Origin of the sequence: Panacibacter ginsenosidivorans (assembly GCF_007971225.1) — a bacterium.
Taxonomy (GTDB): domain Bacteria; phylum Bacteroidota; class Bacteroidia; order Chitinophagales; family Chitinophagaceae; genus Panacibacter; species Panacibacter ginsenosidivorans.
Genome location: NZ_CP042435.1, coordinates 2,148,940 through 2,169,341 on the forward strand (window position 1 = coordinate 2,148,940; position 20,402 = coordinate 2,169,341).

The window sequence follows — 20,402 nt, forward strand, 5'->3', positions numbered from 1 at the left end:
AAACAAGACCATCCATACTTGACTCACCAATAGAATACCTCAAAGGCGTTGGGCCGTTGCGTGGAGACATGCTCAAAAAAGAACTGGGCATATTTACTTTTCGTGATCTGCTGGAACATTTTCCGCTGCGGCATATCGATAAAACCATTGTAAATAAAATTGCGGAGATAAACCCTCAAACAGATTTTATACAGGTAGCCGGCACTATAACCAGTATTGAATTAATTGGTGAAAAAAGAGGCAAGCGCCTTGTGGCAGAAATAAAAGACAATACCGGTTATCTTGAATTGGTTTGGTTCCAGGGTATTAACTGGGTTGAAAAAATTTTACAGATCGGCAGTGATTATCTCGTTTACGGGCGGGTAAGTTTTTTTAATGGTAAGCCGCAAATGAGTCACCCTGAAATTGAATTACGAACTGCAGGCATTGCAGATGGAAAAAATTATTTGGAGCCCATTTATTCCAGTACAGAAAAATTAAAAGCAAGGGCATTAAACGGAAGACAGATCGGTAAACTTACAGCTGCTTTATTACCACAAATTTCAGAACGTGATATTCCTGAAAATATTCCAGCATACATTGTTGAAAAGCTAAAACTTACTGGGCGTTATAAAGCCTTTTGCGATATTCATATTCCACGCAATATGGAAGATTATGAAGCTGCTGTAAACCGTTTAAAGTTTGAAGAATTTTTTCTTGCACAAATAAGATTGCAGTTAACGAGATTGCGTCGTCACCGCAGCAGCAAAGGTGTTGTATTTGAAAAAGTAGGAGAACTCTTCAATACTTTTTATAGTCAGTACCTTCCTTTTGAATTAACCGGTGCACAAAAAAGGGTGATCAAAGAAATACGTGCCGATACTGCACAAGGACACCAGATGAACCGGTTATTGCAAGGTGATGTTGGCAGTGGAAAAACTATCGTGGCTTTGCTTTGTATGTTGCTCGCTGCGGATAATGGTTTTCAAAGCTGCATGATGGCACCTACAGAAATTCTTGCACAACAACATTACAATGGCTTAAAAGAATTGCTGAAAGATATGCCTGTACAGATTCGCATATTAACGGGCAGCACCAAATCTGCTGAAAGGAAAAAAGTGCTGGCAGGCTTATTAGATGGAACTATTCACTTTTTGGTAGGTACGCATGCGGTGATAGAAGATGTTGTACAATTTCAAAATCTCGGTTTTGCCATTGTTGATGAACAACATCGTTTTGGTGTGGCGCAAAGAGCGCAGCTTTGGAAAAAAGCAACCATCCCTCCTCATATTTTAGTAATGACGGCAACACCCATTCCACGCACATTAGCCATGACAGCCTACGGAGATCTTGATTACAGTGTAATGGATGAATTACCACCCGGCCGAAAACCCATACAGACAGTGCATCGCAACGAAATGCAACGTGCTGCCGTCATGGATTTTATAAAAACAGAAATTGAAAAAGGAAGACAGGCTTACATCATCTATCCACTTATAGAAGAAAGTGAAAAGCTAAGTTACGAAGACCTGATGCAGGGTTATGAACAGGTGAAAAGTTATTTTCCGGAACCTCGCTATAAAATAAGTATGGTGCATGGCCGCATGCCTGCAGATCAAAAAGATGTTAATATGCAGCGTTTCATCAGCCATGACACCAACATAATGGTAAGTACTACCGTAATTGAAGTAGGTGTAAATGTGCCCAATGCCAGCGTAATGGTAATCGAAAGCGCAGAGAAGTTCGGTTTATCACAATTGCACCAGTTACGTGGCCGTGTTGGCCGTGGCAGTGAAAAAAGCTATTGCATTCTTTTAACAGGCAGCAAAGTAAGCCAGGATGCGCGGGAACGTATAAAGATCATGTGCGCCACCAATGATGGTTTTGCCATTGCCGAAAAAGATCTGGAGCTACGTGGACCCGGCGATATTGAAGGTACACGGCAAAGCGGTGTGTTAAACTTTAAACTCGCAAGTATAGTCAATGATAAAGCTTTGTTAGATGTGGCAAAACATTATGCGCTTGAGGTGCTGAATGCAGATGAGGAACTTGTTCATGAAAAGAATGCCCCGTTAAAACAATTCCTGTTATCGCAAAAGGGAAAAACAGCGTGGAGCCTTATATCATAGACAACAAATAAATAGCAGCGGCGTTATTAATTTATTCCCTCCAATATCCTTTTGATACCGGCATTTTATTTACTATTAAGCTTTGGTTGTGTCACTCACTTGTACGTTCAGAACTTTATTGAACAAGTCTGAAAGTCAATAAAGTCAGAAAGAAGGAAAGAACATCGTTTAATCAGCATTGTCTTTCGGACATTCGGTCTTGCTGACTTCCCGACCAAACGCACAAGAGTGCGACGCAACAACAGCCATATAGAAACACAAAAGCAAGGCCCATAAAAATTAATAAATTATAAACGCAGTATTAAAACGTTGATAAAATATAATTCGTAACTTTTATAAATAAATTCAATTGAACTTGATGACCAGATTCTGCACTTGTCTTGTTTTATTGCTTGTCATACACAAAACTACCTTAGCCCAGTCCATGGAGTTTGTAGAAAACAAAGGTCAGTGGGATAGTAAAGTGAAGTTTAAAAGTGATATGGGTGGCAGTGCTTTTTATTTACAGCAGCATGGTTATAAAGTAATGCTGAATAATAAAGAAGATCTCCAAAAATTAGCGGCGAAATATTCCGGGCATTTTCATAACAATGAAGGCACCAGCAGCGTTGCCACAAAAATGGCGTTGTCGGCCGCCGGGCAGCCTGTAGTGGTACACTCACATGCTTATGAAGTAAATTTTGTTGGCTCTTCTCCAACTGCGCTTGCCATCCCCGATAAACCAGTAGATACCTATAACAATTATTTCTACGGAACTGATTCCAGTAAATGGGCATCCGGCTGTCGCATTTTTCAGGGCGTGACTTACAAGGATATTTATCCAGGTATTGATGCAAGATATTATTCAGATAAGGGCAATCTTAAATATGATCTTATTGTAAGCCCAAATGCAGACATTAATAAAATAGCATTGCGTTTTGATGGGGTGGATGGTCTTGCAGTAAAGAATGGAAACCTTATTGTAAAAACTTCGATAGGAGAAGTTTCTGAGTTACGCCCTTATTGCTACCAGCTTGATGGAAAAGGAAGAGCAGATGTAGATGCAAAATATGTTATTGATGGAAATACGGTTCGCTTTAAGATCAACAATTATTCTAAATCTTCTACACTAATCATAGATCCCACTTTGATCTTTGCAAGTTTCACTGCCAGCATAAGTGATAACTGGGGTTATACTGCCACTTATGATGGTTCCGGTAATTTTTATGCGGGAGGCATTGCATTTGCAAATGGTTATCCAACAAGCATTGGAGCTTTTCAGCAAACATTTGGAGGAGGCGTTAATGATGGGCCTCTAACTGGTGGGTATGACATTGCTTTGATAAAATTAAGCCCGAATGGTACCAGCAGGTTATATGGCACTTATCTAGGTGGCAGTGGTAATGAGCAACCACATAGTCTTGTGGTAGATCATTCTGGTAACCTGGTTATAGCAGGCCGTACCAATTCAGGTAATTTTCCAATAAAGACTGCCACCTTCGGCAGCGGTGGTGGATTTGACATTTTTATTACTGTAATGAATTCTGCCGGTACAGCTTTGATTGGTTCAAGAAAAATAGGTGGCAGCAAGGATGATGGTGTTAATATCAGGTCAAAAGAAATTGGCGGGCCTTTAAGTATTACCCGAAATTATGGTGATGATGCAAGAAGTGAAGTAATTGTTGACGGCAATAATAACATATACCTGGCTTCTTGTACACAATCATCAGATTATCCCACAACAGCAGGTGCTTTCCAGGGCAGTTTTGGAGGTCAGCAGGATGGAGTAGTTATCAAAGCGAGTAATGACCTTTCTAATATTCTCCTGAGTTCTTTTCTTGGTGGCACTGGTGATGACGCCGCCTTTGTATTGGCACTAAATCCTACCAATAACAATATTTATATAGCCGGGGCTACGACCAGTAATGATTTAGCAGGGACGAGTAATTTTAATGGCCCTATCCTCTTCAACTCATTTAAGGGAGGGGTATGCGATGGTTTTATTTCTCTAATAAATAATACCGGTACCATATTAACAAGAACTACTTATGTTTCATCAGGGGCCGATAATAGTGACGACCTAATATATGGCATTGATTTCGACCGCAAAGGTTTCCCTTATATAATGGGTACTACTACAGTACCTTTCCCGCTCGTAGGCAATCCTGCCTTTAATACGCAGGCTACAGGCAAGCAATTTATCACCAAGATGCAACCTCTTCTAAATGGCATTATATACTCTACCAATTTTGGTAAATCAGGGTACAGCGTTCCTGATATTTCGCCAACTGCTTTCCTGGTAGACAGGTGTGAGAACGTATATGTTGCAGGCTGGGGTGGGGGAATTAATAAAGGTTCAGGATATCCTAATGCAGGTACGTTAGGTTTAAGAACAACAGCTAATGCCATACGCCCTACTTCTGATGGAAGTGACTTTTATTTTTTTATACTGGAAAAAAATGCATTGAGCCAGCTATATGGCACTTTCTATGGTAACATAGATCTCACTGCTGATGTTGGAGACCATGTTGATGGGGGCACCAGTCGTTATGACAGTGAAGGTATTATTTATGAAGCTCTTTGTGCTAACTGTGGTACCGTAGGAACATTTCCAACTTCACCTCCCGGCGTTTGGGGCCCTTCTAACCCTGCTCAAACAGGTGCCCAATGCAACGAGGCTATGCTTAAAATTGCTTTTGAATTTGCCGGGGTTGGTTCTGGAATTCGCTCTGCTATTGCTGGTGTTCCAAGAGATACTTCCGGTTGTGTACCACTTACGGTTGATTTTACAGATACCATTGCAAACGGTAAAAAATATATATGGAATTTTGGTGACGGAACACCTGATACCAATACAACCACCGCTTCCGCAAGTCATACCTTTAATAGTGTTGGCAGGTTTCACGTAAGATTGGTATCTATTGATTCAGCTACGTGTAATATTGCCGATACATCTTACCTGAATATAAAAGTAGGCGATAATAAAGCTTCTGTAAGCCTTAGTGCTTTAAAATTAGACCCTTGCGAAGCATTGCTCTACCAGTTTAATAATACATCCGTTGCTCCGCCGGCACTTCCTTTTAGTGCAGGAAGCTTTGAATGGAGTTTTGGAGACGGTAATACACTTGTAAGCAATGCCCCTTCTGTTACCCATAGTTATGCAGCACCAGGTACCTATAATGTAGCATTGCGTTTAATTGATACAGGCTATTGCAATTACCCGGATTCTGCAACACTTGCATTAAGGGTTGCAGACAATGTTGATGCATTGTTTGAAACACCTGCATCCGGTTGTGTTCCATACACAGCAGCATTCAATAATATTTCGATAGGTGGATCTCAATTTACCTGGAATTTCGGTGATGGCACTACTTCAACTGATGAAAGTCCTACGCATCTATATGCTACGCCCGGAACTTACACAGTAAAAATGGTGGCTACAGATCCGAACACCTGTAACAAGATCGATAGTGCACAGCAAACAATAATTGTCAGTGCCTCTCCAACTGCAGCATTTACTTATTCACCGCAGGTGCCTAAAGAGAACCAGGAATATACCTTTACCAATTTTTCAAGAGCGGCGGTTTTATATAAATGGGATTTTGGTGATGGTGACACAATCATTACTACTAAAATTGACACAACCATAAAACATACTTTTAATGCTACCGCAACTTTTAATGTTTGCCTTACAGCTTATAATGAGTTTGGTTGTGACAGCACTGTTTGTACACCTATAAGTGCCATTATTGTCCCTCTGGTTGATGTTCCAAATGCATTTACACCAAATGGGGATGGAACAAACGATTTTGTAAGAGTGCGGGGGTTTGGCATTGAAAAGATGGATTGGCGAATTTATAACCGCTGGGGTACTATGATATTTCACAGTACCACTCTAAAAGAAACCTGGGATGGCCGTTATAATGGAACAATACAGCCACAGGAAGTATATGTGTACGTACTGGATGTAACATTTTCTGATGGGACCAAATACAGAAAAACGGGTGATATTACCCTACTGAGATAGAAATAGTTTTATGAGGACGAAGAAGAATAAATACCTGAAAGTATTACTTGCAATAACAGCTTGCTTTTGCATAGCTAAGTTGCATGCACAAGACCTGCACTTTTCCCAATATTTTAATTCTCCATTACTAATAAACCCTGCCAATACAGGATTTGCCCCGGATGTAGATTACAGGGTGGGCATCAACTATCGTAACCAATGGGCAAGTATTACACCCAATCCCTATAAAACAATGAGTGCATGGGGCGATGTACAGTTATTCAACAATCGTTTTGATAATGGCTGGGTTGGTTTAGGGGGCTCATTGTTGCGTGATCAGGCAGGCAGTGGCGGGCTTGTCAGCACTAAAGGTTTTGGTTCCATTGCTTATCACCAGTTACTTGGACAAAACAGTCTTTTAAGTGGTGGCTTTAATGTGGGTTTTATAAATAAAAGAATTGATCTTGGTAAACTTACGTTTGACAACCAGTGGAACAATAAATTCTTTGATGTGACCATTCCAAGCGGTGAATCTTTTGCATATAAATCTGTTACTTATCTTGATCTGCAGCTCGGTTTAAACTATGCATATTTCCCTAGCGATAATGCTTATTTCAACGCAGGCTTCAGCGTAATGCACATTAACAGGCCGAAAGAATCATTCTTTGCAAATAACATAACAGATGTTCGTGTTGACCCACGTTTTACTGTATTTATGAATGGTAGCTATAAAGTAAATAATCAGTGGATAGTAAACCCAAATGTATATGTAAGTAAAATGGGGAATGTGTGGGAAACCGTTGCAGGTCTTAATGCGCACTATAATCTTAGTGGCGATGGAAGCTCTCAATTGATTGGCGGCATATACTTACGTCTTAAAGACTCATTTATTCCTATGTTCGGCTATCAATGGAACACACTTGCCGTTACGGTAAGTTATGATGCCACCAGTTCTACACTTGGCAGTTATAACCAAACACGTGGTGCCTACGAATTGTCGATTGTGAAAAGCGGTTTCTTTAGTCCAGGTGGAAAAAATTTAAAATGTCCAACAGTAGGTTTTTAAAAAAATATCCCGGAACATTCCGGGATATTTTTTAAACGGAATTGATATATGTAGAGTAGTAATTATATTGGCCCTTCAAAAATTTTTCATAGCATCTTTTCTTGCGTCGCACTCTTGTACTTTAAACCAATAGGCAGCAATAAAGCGTTTCTAAGATCAATATTTTTCTTTACAGATCATCAATTTCAAGGTGGTCATCGTCAGGTCTTATTTTTATTTTGTAGCCATCTTTTTTATAATACCTGCTGTATTTATCAGCAATATCTTTTGGCTGTGTTTTACCATTGATAATAAGATCTCCATCTTTTGTCCATTCTACTGTGTAGCCTTTCTTTTTATCTATCAATCCATCTTTTTCCAAAGCATTGGTAAAATCTTTCAAATCCTGCAGTTCCTGCTTTGCTTTTTCAATTTCCTTTTTTGCGCCTTGCATGGCGTTCTCAATTTGCTGTTTGAATTGGGTGCTGTTTAGTTTCAGTTGCATCTCTTTCATTTCGTTTTGAAGTTTTTGCATGTCAACTTTTTTAATTTCCTCCTGTGCTTCTTTAAGGGATTGTTGTACTTCGATATTTATTTTATTAAAATCAACTTTCTTCAGTTCTTCCTGCACTTCTTTATTTATTTTATCAAAATCTACCTGCTTTAATTGTGCTTGTACATCTTTACTTATTTTTTCAAAATCAACCTGGGCAAGGGCTTCTTTTACGTTTTTTGAAATTTCTATATCAAGGTCTTTCAGGTGCAGATCCAGTTCTTTCATTGCTTCATCCAGTTGCTTCATTCTAAATTCATTCTTATCATTATTGCGTTGCTTTGGTACAATGGTATCTCCTGTTGACTGCCTGCGTGTTGAGTCATTTTTTTTGTCTTTATCATCTGTCTGCCAGGCAGCAGCAGTAATAACAATGACAGACAAACCAGCCAATATAAGGCCTTTGGGATTCTTGAATACATTTCTCATTTTTTTGATTTTATAATGTGGGAATTCATTTTACGAATTTGTTCGTATAAAAATACGATGTGATTCGTAGATTGTTGCGCCAGGCATACCTGATTTTAAAAAATTTAACATTTGACAGCTCTAATAATTAGTAAAATGCTATTAAAATGTGGTGTCTAAAATGACTACTGTTACTATAAAGAAATAATGAAAATAAGAAGATGAAAGAAATAGAGACTGAAATTGAATAAAGAGCAGAAAGGTAAAGTGCTTGCGACGCAACAGGTGATGCTATGAAAAGATTTGCTTGTATCAAAAGAAAAAAATTACAACTTCTCCAGCATATCTACAACACCTTCTCTTTTTAAAATGAGGTATCCGAGCCTGTCATTACTGATACCGTTTTTTAACTGGTAACTGAACAATAGCTGATCATCCTGCACTTCGGTTTCGAAATAGCGGAACTGGATGTTGGGATATTGTTTTAACTCCTCGCCTATTTCGTAAAGATGCGTGGAAAGAATAAACAAAGTGTTTTTCATTTTGCGCAGGCCCTGTATGACAACTGTGCTGCATTTCATGGCATCCTGTACATTAGTACCCTTGAACAGTTCATCAATAAGTATCAGCCATTTTTTACCATCTGTTATTTTTTCCAGAGTGTTGTGTATGCGCTGCACTTCATTAAAAAAATAACTCTCCCCTTTAATGATATTATCAACCACCTGTATATTACTCAGCAAGCCATCAAAATAACTTAGCTGCATGTTTTTTGCAGGTACGCCCATACCAAGATGTGCCAGATAAACAGATACACCAACGGCTTTGATAAAGGTACTTTTGCCAGCCATGTTTGCACCGGTAAGGAAAAGAAAATTTTGCTGAGGTGTTAATTCAATGTCATAAGCAACAGGAACAGGCAAAAGCGGATGATACAATTGTTCTGCGGATAATTGCGGCCGCTCAGCATCTGTAAATGCAGGAAATGAAAAATCATATTTTTTGCATGCTGTGGCCATACTGTAAAATGCATCAAGCTTGGAGTAAAGCTCGATCATGTCCTGGCACTGTGTCTTAAAATCATATCGCAGAAAATGACCGATATTTAAATTATCTGAAGCTGAAAACTTTTTAGTAGCGTCGCGTTGAAGTATATTTTGCAGCAAGGGCCTTTTGAGTAATGCATTGATACGTTCAAGTATGATAGCAAGTTCAGGTGCATTATCATTGGCCCATAGTAATTCTTTTACCTGGTGCATACCTCTTATAAAACTTGCGAAATGACCAACTGTGTAAGATATTAAAGAATAATCGGGGCCGCTGAGTAATTTGTAAGAAAGTGCATTTATTACGCCGGGTGCTTTAGGAATGTTATCAACTGCTGATTCAAAATACCGCTCAATTACCATAATGGTTCCATTATTAATGGTAACCGGCCACTGGTCAAGTACATTGATAATACGCTGCAATAATTGCTGCCTGTCGTTAATCAGTTTAATACTGTTGAGTGGCTGATCGATATAATAACGCAACCAAGCACGGCCACCAATGGTCCTGGCAAAATCTAGGCGATGAAAAACAGAAAGCTCTTCTTCGTGGGCAAAGATGGACAGATCGTTTAGCGTGGTATTGTCAACGTTCATCAGCTAGGTTGATATGTAATAATGAAAAATAAATAGATAGATAAAAGATTATCGCTCAAATTTCATGCGCATGCCCCTATGAGATTCATCAAACACATTATTTCCATAAACCATATGGCCGTTTACAAAAGTATTCATGATTGAGGAGGGAAAAGTAAACCCTTCCAATGGGCTCCAGCCACATTTATAAAGAATGTTTTCTTTACTCACGGTGTATGATTTATCTAAATCGACTAATACAAGATCTGCAAAATATCCTTCTCTTATATAGCCACGTTCTTTTACATGGAAGCATTTAGCTACTGCATGGCTCATTTTTTCTACTACTTTTTCCAAACTTATTTTCCCTTCTTTTACATAATGCAACATAAGTGATAAAGAATGCTGTACCAATGGTAAACCAGCGTGGGCTTTTTCATAAGGCTCATTTTTTTCTTCCCAGGTATGCGGTGCATGGTCTGTGGCAATAACGTCCAAACGATCGTCTAACAGAGCCTGCCATAAAGCAGCTCTGTTGTTCGGTGCCTTTATAGCAGGGTTGCATTTTATTTTATTGCCCAATGCAGCATAATCATCACTGGTAAAATGTAAATGATGTACGCATACTTCTGCTGTAATACGTTTATCCTCTAATGGAATCATATTGGTGAACAACTGTAATTCCTTTTCTGTACTTATGTGCAGAATGTGCAAACGGCTACCATGTTTTTTTGCAAACTGAATTGCTTTAAAAGAAGATTCAAAACAATTTTCTTCATTCCTTATGATGGGATGATCAGATGGTTCCAATATAGCCTTTATTGCTTTTAATCGTGCAAGATTGGCTTTGATGATCTGCTCATCTTCGCAATGTGTGGCGATGAGTAATTCTGTGCCACCAAATATTTTATCTAACACTAGGGCATTATCTACAAGAAGATTACCGGTAGAAGAGCCCATGAAAATTTTTACTCCGCATACATCCTGTTTCTTATTGTTTGTTTTTAGCACTTCTTCAATATTATCGTTTGAGGTGCCCATAAAGAATGAATAATTAGCCATAGATGTTCTGGATGCAATAGCATATTTATCTTCCAGCAGTTCCTGTGTAAATGCTGGCGGTTGGGTGTTGGGCATTTCCATGAAACTGGTAACGCCACCTGCCACGGCTGCTTTTGCTTCTGTATAAATCGTTGCTTTATGTGTAAGCCCCGGTTCACGAAAATGAACCTGGTCGTCTATTACACCAGGCAGCAAATATTTTCCGGCTGCATCGATTTCTGTGGCAGCAAATTTTACATCGATGTTGTTGGCAATCTTTTCTATTCTGCCGTTTTTTATCAATACATCTCCGTTTGTAACAGCACCTTCATTTACAATAGATGTATTCTTTATAATATAATTCATGCTGATAATTTATGTACAGTATGCAAATTATAATAAAAAGCCTGTCGGGTTTTAAAAACCTGCCAGGCTTATATCTTTAACTGCTAATAAAAGTTCGGAACGTACAAGTGAGTGACACAACAGGCGATGCCACCTGCTTGGTTGCTGACTACCAAAAACTATAAATGGGTATCACCTGAAAGAATTTCATGACCAAGTTTATCTCTCTTTGTCTGCAGGTATTTTTCGTTGTGTGGATTGGGTGTTATATGCATAGGAACTATATCCACTATCTCCAGCCCATAACCCCTTAAACCTGCCCGCTTCTTAGGATTATTACTCATCAACCGCAGTTTGGTTATGCCGAGCTTCCGCAATATTTGGGCTCCAACTCCATAGTCACGCTCGTCCATTCCAAAACCCAGTTGCAGGTTTGCTTCCACTGTATCAAGTCCTTCTTCCTGCAATTTGTATGCACGCAATTTATTCATGAGGCCAATGCCACGACCTTCCTGGTTCATGTAAAGAATAGCACCCTTACCCTCATCTTCCACCATTTGCATGGCTTTATGCAATTGTTCACCACAGTCACAACGAAAACTACCCAGTATATCACCCGTAAAGCAACTGGAATGAACGCGGGTAAGCACAGCCTCTCCTTCTTTCCATTCTCCCTTTATCAACGCAAGATGCTCTCCACCGGTTAATTTTTCTTTGAAAGCAACAAGTTTAAAAGTGCCGAATTTAGTTGGCATATTTACACGCACAATTTCTTCTATCAGCGAATCTGTTTTAAGCCTGTATTCAATAAGATCTTTTATGCTAACAACTTTCAGGTCGAACCGCCTGGCTATTTCGAGCAACTCCGGTAACCTGGCCATTGTACCATCTTCGTTCATGATCTCTACCAAAACACCTGCGGGTCCCATACCCGCAAGCCGTGCAAGATCAATAGTAGCTTCTGTATGCCCGGTGCGGCGCAGCACACCGCCATCTTTTGCACGCAGTGGAAATATATGTCCCGGCCTGCCAAAATCAGCCGGGCGTTTAGAAGGATCTATCAATGCCTTTACGGTTGCAGACCTGTCATGAGCGCTTATACCTGTGGTGCAGCCAAAACCTAACAGGTCAACGCTTACCGTAAAAGGTGTTTCATGAATGGCGGTATTGTTGTTTACCATTAATTCAAGCTGCAGTTCATCGGCACGTTGCTGCGTAATGGGGGCACAGATCAGGCCACGGCCATATTTACTCATAAAATTGATCACCTCCGGCGTAGCATTCTCTGCAGAAGTTACAAAATCGCCTTCGTTTTCGCGGTCTTCATCATCCACTACAATTACCAGTTTACCCTGCTTTATATCTTCAATCGCACTTTCAATGGTATCGAGCATACAAAAAGTTTAATCAGCAAAATTACGGCTTAAAACTTTCTGTTAGCAAAACCCACTTTCGATAAAAGTAAATCTGTTTACAGTTTAGTGAATTATGATACCGGCAACAGTTTTTTATGGCATCGCCTCTTGCGTCGCAATCCTTTCATCGTTCCGCCTTTGGTTCGGAACGTACAAGTGAGTGACACAACCCAAGCTTAATAGCAGCACTACCGCTAAGTACAAAATCTATATTATCCGTTAAAAAAGTAAGCAGGTTTACTTGTTTTTATAAATGGGAGATAAAAAAATTATCTTACACTTATCTTCGCTATGCACAAACCAGCAATATTGATTATGAAGCAATCTTTACGTCTCGTTCTCCTTTTACTTTTTATCTTCCCCTTTTCGATTATTCATGCGCAAACGCCGCCTACTTACAACAGCGCTGATATTTATCTGCAACTAAAAAAACTGAATGTACTGGGAAGTGTTTTGTATATAGCCGCACACCCGGATGACGAAAACACAAGGTTGCTGGCATACCTCTCAAAAGAAAAACAATACCGTACCGGTTATATGAGTCTAACCCGTGGCGATGGTGGTCAGAATTTGATTGGTGATGAGCAGGGTATTGAACTTGGACTGATAAGAACACAGGAATTATTGGCTGCCAGAAGAATAGATGGTGCAGAGCAATTCTTTAGCCGTGCTTATGATTTTGGTTTTTGCAAAACGGCAAAGGAAGCCATGGAAACATGGGGACATGATAAAATATTGAGCGATGTTGTTTGGGTAATACGCAAGTTTCAACCGGATGTTATTATCACAAGATTCCCCGGAGATGAAAGAGCCGGGCACGGGCACCACCAGGCATCTTCTTTGTTAGCCAATGAAGCATTTAAAGCGGCTGCTGACCCTAACATGTTTCCCGAACAATTTAAATATGGTGTACACCCCTGGCAGGCAAAACGAATTTTGTGGAACACCTTTAATTTTGGTTCTGTTAATACAACTGATAGTACACAATTTAAAATAGATGTTGGTGTGTACAATAGCCTGATTGGTAAAAGTTATGGAGAGATTGCCAGCGAAAGCCGCAGCCAGCACAAGAGCCAGGGTTTTGGCGTACCAAGACAAAGAGGTCAGGCCTTCGAATATTTTCTTACAACAGGTGGTGATGCGCCTAAGAATGATTTGATGGATGGAGTGGATAATACTTGGGATAGGATAAAAGCATCAACTGTTCACGATAAAATCAACGGAATTATTTCGCAATACAATTTTGAGTACCCGGAATACTCGACCGCTCCATTGGTTGATCTTTATAAATCTATTCAGCAGTTGCCGGATAGTTATTGGAAAACAAAAAAACTTGCAGAAGTTCAACAATTAATTATTGCATGTACCGGCTTATTTGCAGAAGCGGCTTCTAGCAACGAACATGCAGTGCAGGGTGATAGTATTCATGTACAATTCTTCTTCAACAAGAGAAACAATGCTAATGTTAATTTGAAAGAAGTTCAGCTATTATCTTATGATTCAACTGTAGGTAAAGTATTAGGAAATAATCAAAACCTTAGTTTTACAAAAGCATTTACCGTTCCTGTTGATGCAAAAATTTCTCAGCCATATTGGTTAGAGAAGCCTTTGCAATCAGGCAGCTTTGATGTAAGTGATCAAACGCTGATCGGCAAAGCACAAAATGATGCCGCATATATTGCCAGATTTATTTTTACTATCAATGGTGTTGACTTTTCAGTAGATCGTGCAGTGCAATATAAATTTACTGATCCCGTAAAAGGAGAAGTATATCAACCTTTACTTATAGTGCCGGCCATTACAGGAAAGTTCGATCAGCCTTTGTATGTACTGGATGGGGCAAAACAAAAACAAGTTGCACTCGATCTTAAAACAAAGAAAACTTTCAACAAGGTTGATGTTAAACTTTCTGCAGGGGACCAATGGACTGTAACCGGCGGCACATTCAACAAAGCGCTTCAAAAAAATACTACAGAAGAAACAAATGCTGTTGTAAGTAAAGGAACAGCAGGCAGTATTACAAATCTTTCTGTTGCTATTAACAATATTACTGATGATCAAAATAATTCATACACGCAACCATTGCAGGAAGAGCATAGCATCGTTTACGAACATATTCCACCTATTCTTTACTACAAACCATTAACTGCAAAAGTTGAAAAGATCGATGTTGTTGTAGAAGGTAAAAACATTGGCTATATTATCGGAGCCGGAGACAAAGTGCCGCAGGCTTTGCAGCAAATGGGTTACAATGTAACACTGTTAAACGAAGCGACTATTACCGATGATAATCTGAAAAAATTTGACGCCGTTATTGCGGGTGTGCGTGCATACAACACACAGGATTGGTTATACAGCAAATACGATGTACTGATGCGTTATATACAAAACGGCGGTAACTATATTGTGCAATACAACACATCAAATTTTATAAGCAGCGTTTCCAATAAAATCGGGCCATACCCTTTTACGGTTAGCCGCACAAGAGTTACAGATGAAAATGCAGAAGTAAAAATTTTACAACCCAACAGTACCGTACTCAATTATCCAAATAAAATAACACAAGCAGATTTCAACAACTGGATACAGGAACGAAGTATATACCAGGCAGAACAACCAGACAGCCATTACAAAACGCCGCTTGCCATGCACGATGCCAATGAGCCGGAAAGCAATGGCAGCCTTATTCTTACAAAATATGGCAAAGGAAATTTTGTGTATACCGGTCTTGTGTTCTTCCGCGAATTGCCTGCAGGCGTGCCCGGTGCCTACAGGCTTATGGCTAATCTAATTGCATTGCCACAAAACAAATAGCATGGTTGAAAAAGAAAAAACACAAAGAAGGAAAGTAAGTATCTGGTTCCTTGTTATACTCGGTGTGGCAATTGGCTTTATAATAAAAAATGTAGAAGTTGGTTTGATCATAGGACTTATGGTTGGCTTGCTTGCGGGAAGTTTGGCGGGAAGAAGATAGAGAGCCCCAGCCCCTAAATGAATTATTAAAGAAGACTTTTATGAGCCAGCTATAGAATATAAATTTAGCTTTCGTTGCGTCGCACTCTTGTACTGTTAATTCTTTATGAAGCAATAAAAACCACAAAGACAATTTGTGTAATTCGTGAATAATAATTCGTGTTTTAATAGTCCATTAATTTCTGAACGTACAAGTGAGTGACACAACGGACGATCAATAAAGAACTAAAAGCTTGTAACAAAAAAACTTGCCATAAACATGCAGCAAAAAAAAAAGATACCCCTATTAAAATCATGGCGACAATGGTATATACTATTAATCGCAGTGCTGATTGCTTTAATTATTTTCTTTAGCTGGTTCACTAAACATTTTTCATGAAGAGTTTCGACTGGATTGTTCTGGTGCTTACACTGACGGGCATTGTACTGTATGGCTTGTATAAAAGCCGTACCAGCAAAAACCTGGAAGGCTATTTTTTGAGTAACCGCAGTATGCCCTGGTGGCTGGTATTGCTGAGCATCATGGGCACACAGGCAAGCGCTGTTACTTTTCTTTCAGCACCGGGACAGGCATTTACTGATGGGATGCGTTTTGTGCAGTATTATTTTGGTTTGCCACTCGCCATGATTGTTGTGAGCATAAGTTTTGTACCCATCTTTAATAAACTAAAAGTTTTTACAGCGTATGAATTTCTCGAACAACGTTTTGATATAAAGACAAGGACTTTTACCTCAGCTATGTTTTTACTGTCGAGAGGTTTTAGTACAGGTATTAGTGTGTATGCACCTTCTATTATTCTTTCATCATTGCTTGGCTGGGACATTTTCTGGACCAATATTATAATGGGAGGCATACTCATTATTTATACGGTGAGTGGTGGTGCAAAAGCGGTGGCATATACGCAACAGTTGCAAATGATCATCATCTTTACGGCTATGTTTATTGCAGGTTATTACATTGTGCATGACATGCCAGCCAGTGTAAGTTTTACAGATGCATTGAAAGTGAGTGGAGCTTCCGGTAAATTAAATGTTATAACAACAGGCGTTGATGCAAATGGTTTTGCATGGAAAGACAAGTACAATATCATAAGTGGTTTGATTGGCGGATTCTTTCTGTCCTTATCTTATTTTGGCACTGATCAAAGCCAGGTGGGGCGCTATCTTACTGCAAAAAACAATACAGAAAGTAAACTGGGTTTATTGATGAACGGTTTGGTAAAAGTACCCATGCAGTTTCTGATATTGTTGCTGGGCGCTTTACTGTTTACGTATTACCAGTTTAACAGTGGGCCGATCTTTTTTAATTCGGCTGTTAATGAAAAAGTTTATGAAACCAAATATGGCGATAGTTTGAAAATGCTGGAGAATGAATTTAATTTACTAAATAAAACCCAGTCAAATATTTCTGCTGCATACCTGCAGGCAACAAATGATGAAGCAACGAGCGCTGCTGTTTTAAAAGACAGCCTTACGAAAATAAATACGGAGGTAAATGATCTCCGTAACAATTATAAAACCGTGCTTCAAAAAGCTGATCCATCCATTGACACCAATGATACTAACTATATTTTTATTCGTTTTGTGGTAGATACATTGCCTGCAGGCCTGGTTGGTTTGCTGATAGCAGTTATATTCCTTGCGTCATGGGGTTCTATTGCTGCAGCATTGAACTCATTGGCATCCTGCACCATGATTGATTTTTATTGCCGGTTTAAAAAACACCAGACACACGTGAAACAAAGTGATATTGCAGAACTAAGGCAATACAATCTTTCAAAATGGTTCACATTTGGATGGGGCGTGTTTTGTATTATAATAGCTGAATTTTCTACCAACATGGGCAGTTTGATACAAGCGGTGAATGAATATGGATCTTTGTTCTACGGCGTTATTCTTGGAATTTTTCTTGTGGCCTTTTATATGAAAAAGATAAATGGCAACCCTGTTTTTTATAGCGCTATAATAGGTGAACTACTTGTGATAGCTTTATATATATTGGATAAATCCGGTGTAATAGGTTTTAGCTTTTTATGGTTGAATGTTGTAGGTGCGCTTGCGGTTGTATTACTAAGCTGGCTGATGAATAATTTCATTAAAGTTAAAACAGACTCGTAACTCAGTCGAATAAAGTACAGAACGTACAAGTGAGTGACACAACCAAAGCTTAATAGCAACACTTAAGTTTGCTTAATAATTATACTTCGCTTTCCACAACCCCTTTAAAAATTTACGCAGTTCTTCTTCACGTGCATTTTTTCCGGGATCAAAAAATTTTGTGCCCGCAACTTTCTCCGGTAAATATTCCTGTGGTGAAAAATTTCCTTCAAAACTATGGCTGTATTCATAGTCTTTATTATAACCAAGATCCTTCATGAGTTTTGTAGGCGCATTGCGTATATGCAAAGGCACTGGAAGATCACCATGCTGCGAGACTGCGCTCATCGCAGCACCGATTGCAACAGTTGAAGCATTACTCTTCGGACTGGAAGCAAGATAAATAGCGCATTGAGAAAGTATCAGCGATGATTCAGGATAACCAATTTTATTAACCGCATCAAACGTAGCATTAGCCAATAACAAAGCATTGGGATTTGCATTGCCGATATCTTCACTGGCAAGTATCAGCATTCGTCGTGCAATAAATTTTACATCCTCGCCGGCTTCTAACATACGTGCCAGCCAATACACAGCAGCATTGGGATCGCTGCCACGCATGCTTTTGATAAATGCGGAAATGATATCATAATGTTGCTCACCCTGCTTGTCATAGATCGCAATTCTTTTTTGCGCAACATCCATCACATAATTATCTGTGATCGTTATTTCTTTTTTGTCTGATGCAGTAATTACAAGTTCCAAAAGGTTTAATAATTTTCTTGCGTCACCACCGGAGATATTTATAAGTGCAGTAGTTTCCTTCAAGTCAACTTTATACTGTTTAAGTATTTCGTCTTTCGTTAGTGCATCATGTAATAGCTGCACAAGATGTTGTTCATCCAATGGTTTTAAAACATATACCTGGCAGCGGCTAAGCAATGCGGAGTTGACTTCAAATGACGGGTTTTCTGTAGTAGCGCCGATCAGCGTAATAATTCCTTTTTCAACAGCTCCAAGCAATGCATCTTGTTGTCCTTTGTTGAACCGGTGAATTTCATCAATAAATAAAATTGCTTTTGACTGTTGCTTTGCCTGTTCAATTACTTCACGCACATCCTTAACGCCACTACTGATGGCGCTTAGCTGATAGAAAGGAACATTCAATGTATGCGCAATAATATTTGCAATAGTTGTTTTGCCAACGCCTGGCGGTCCCCAAAAAATCATGGAAGGAATATTACCATGCTCAATAGCAGTGCGCAGAATACTTCCTTTACTGATAAGATGCTCCTGCCCTACCAATTCATCCAAAGTGTTTGGGCGCATACGTTCTGCCAGAGGAGTATTAGCCATAATTATAAAACTACGAAATGAAATAATAACCAAGAGAGAGATTATGAACTACGCTTTATTGCTACTATTAAATTTTGGTTGTGTCACTCACTTGTACGTTCTGATCTGTATGCAACAAGCAAACAACCTTATTCAATATTCTGCGCTATGCTGATATACTTTTCTATTTCATCAATTGTAACAGGTGTATTTTTATTATCGATATCAATTATAACTACATAACCATTATTACTACCGATGCCACTTAAAGCATCTGCTATTTGTTGCTGATTACTGTTTACGCGATAACCTGTAGTGTCCCATTCTTCATAACTGCACAAACAACCAAGCGATGGCGTTTGTGGGAAATATTTTTGCCCTTTATAAAATGAGGGGTCAATTGTAGTGCCATGCATAATTACGTCGTAACGGCCCATAGCGCCTGCAAAAAAACTTTCATAAATGCCATTGTAATTTTTCCACGTCTCCGGAAGCATAGATGCATACATTTCTTTTTGCCAGGGTATATCGGGCATAGTGCTGTCTGCAAAAAATACAGCAGGCTTAGATTCATATGGCATAACCATTTGCAGGTTTGTAGTAGGGCCAATATATAACAATCTTGAGTGCCCAAAACCTGTCCATCTTAAAATACCCTGCGGTGAATTTCCGTTGGTAATATAAAATGGATAAGCTGTAATTGCTCTTGCTAATTGCGCTGCATGAAAATAATTACCGTCAGAATCTTTTACAAAGCTTCCATCTGGTTTGCGAATTATAACAAGGCCTGCATAATCGCGGTTGCTTCTTTGCAAGCTATAAACTACCGTTTGATTTTTTAAAAACTCCCTGCTAAAAATATCTATCAGCGGTGGAAGTGTTGTATGCTTTTTAGTTGATAACCGGCTTTGCAATATCTTTAACCCAACACTTGTATCAGAAGGAAATTTTGATTTGATCAAAGATGTAATAGGTGTTTTGTTATTGATGGAGTCAGCTCTTAAAACATATTCTGCACATCGTATAAATACAGGAACAGAATTAGTGCTATGCATTAATTGCGATACCTGTGTTTTAAATTCTGTTTTGTATAATGAATATGTTGCTTCCAGTAAATTTTTTTGAAAATATTCTGATAGTTGTGCTGCTTTACTCCACGCAACAGTTAATTTTTGTTTGGTATATGCATTTTTATACTGTATCAATTCTATTGACCAAAGCGCTTCGTTCCATAAACCTTCATTATCGTCATTCAAAGGTTCTGCGAGGTATTGTTTTATGGTAGTATCAACAAGGTATTTGTAACGTTCTGCCCTTGCCTGTTTTGTAGTTACCGGGGAAAACAATGTATTGCTTACCAGCTGTTGCGCAAACATTGGTTTGAAAAACACAAACAACAGAACTACAAATAAACATTTTTTCATACAAGCTAAGCTACGAATAAGCAGGAAGGAAGTTTTTAAATAAAATGAAAA

12 protein-coding genes are annotated in these 20,402 nt (G+C 39.0%); 6 read left to right on the top strand and 6 right to left on the bottom strand.

The features are described from left to right. Positions 1-14 precede the first annotated feature (14 nt). The 3 genes from recG (at position 15) to FRZ67_RS08965 (ending at position 7,159) form a co-directional block, all read left to right on the top strand. Positions 15-2,108, top strand: coding sequence for an ATP-dependent DNA helicase RecG (gene recG / locus FRZ67_RS08955; RefSeq protein ID WP_225975589.1), 2,094 nt, complete (start codon positions 15-17; stop codon positions 2,106-2,108). A 424-nt stretch (positions 2,109-2,532) separates the two neighbouring features. After that, complete coding sequence (locus FRZ67_RS08960) at positions 2,533-6,114, top strand: DUF7948 domain-containing protein (protein WP_158638340.1); 3,582 nt, start codon at positions 2,533-2,535, stop codon at positions 6,112-6,114. A gap of 10 nt (positions 6,115-6,124) precedes the next feature. After that, positions 6,125-7,159: a PorP/SprF family type IX secretion system membrane protein gene (locus FRZ67_RS08965; RefSeq protein ID WP_147189227.1), complete on the top strand. Its 1,035-nt coding sequence runs from the start codon at positions 6,125-6,127 to the stop codon at positions 7,157-7,159. Positions 7,160-7,328: 169 nt separating this feature from the next. On the opposite strand, the gene FRZ67_RS08970 is transcribed toward FRZ67_RS08965, so the two are convergent. The 4 genes from FRZ67_RS08970 to FRZ67_RS08985 form a co-directional block, all read right to left on the bottom strand. Then, positions 7,329-8,120, bottom strand: a complete 792-nt coding sequence (locus FRZ67_RS08970) for a hypothetical protein (RefSeq protein ID WP_147189228.1) — start codon at positions 8,118-8,120, stop codon at positions 7,329-7,331. Positions 8,121-8,425: 305 nt separating this feature from the next. Beyond that, complete coding sequence (locus FRZ67_RS08975) at positions 8,426-9,742, bottom strand: MutS-related protein (RefSeq protein ID WP_147189229.1); 1,317 nt, start codon at positions 9,740-9,742, stop codon at positions 8,426-8,428. A gap of 48 nt (positions 9,743-9,790) precedes the next feature. After that, positions 9,791-11,128: a dihydroorotase gene (locus tag FRZ67_RS08980; RefSeq protein ID WP_147189230.1), complete on the bottom strand. Its 1,338-nt coding sequence runs from the start codon at positions 11,126-11,128 to the stop codon at positions 9,791-9,793. 158 nt (positions 11,129-11,286) lie between these two features. Then, positions 11,287-12,501, bottom strand: coding sequence for a bifunctional 3,4-dihydroxy-2-butanone-4-phosphate synthase/GTP cyclohydrolase II (locus FRZ67_RS08985; RefSeq protein ID WP_147189231.1), 1,215 nt, complete (start codon positions 12,499-12,501; stop codon positions 11,287-11,289). Positions 12,502-12,837: 336 nt separating this feature from the next. Between FRZ67_RS08985 and FRZ67_RS08990 the strand changes: the two genes are divergently transcribed. From FRZ67_RS08990 to FRZ67_RS08995, 3 genes are all read left to right on the top strand, one after another. Beyond that, positions 12,838-15,336: a PIG-L family deacetylase gene (locus FRZ67_RS08990; RefSeq protein WP_147189232.1), complete on the top strand. Its 2,499-nt coding sequence runs from the start codon at positions 12,838-12,840 to the stop codon at positions 15,334-15,336. Position 15,337: 1 nt separating this feature from the next. Beyond that, positions 15,338-15,496, top strand: a complete 159-nt coding sequence (locus tag FRZ67_RS23395; protein ID WP_158638341.1) for a hypothetical protein — start codon at positions 15,338-15,340, stop codon at positions 15,494-15,496. 374 nt (positions 15,497-15,870) lie between these two features. Continuing rightward, a complete protein-coding gene (locus tag FRZ67_RS08995; RefSeq protein ID WP_147189233.1) occupies positions 15,871-17,613 on the top strand; it encodes a sodium:solute symporter family protein in 1,743 nt (580 codons plus the stop codon). Positions 17,614-17,685: 72 nt separating this feature from the next. On the opposite strand, the gene FRZ67_RS09000 is transcribed toward FRZ67_RS08995, so the two are convergent. Beyond that, positions 17,686-18,948: a replication-associated recombination protein A gene (locus tag FRZ67_RS09000; protein WP_147189234.1), complete on the bottom strand. Its 1,263-nt coding sequence runs from the start codon at positions 18,946-18,948 to the stop codon at positions 17,686-17,688. A gap of 128 nt (positions 18,949-19,076) precedes the next feature. Then, positions 19,077-20,351, bottom strand: a complete 1,275-nt coding sequence (locus tag FRZ67_RS09005) for a hypothetical protein (protein WP_147189235.1) — start codon at positions 20,349-20,351, stop codon at positions 19,077-19,079. Positions 20,352-20,402: the final 51 nt, after the last annotated feature.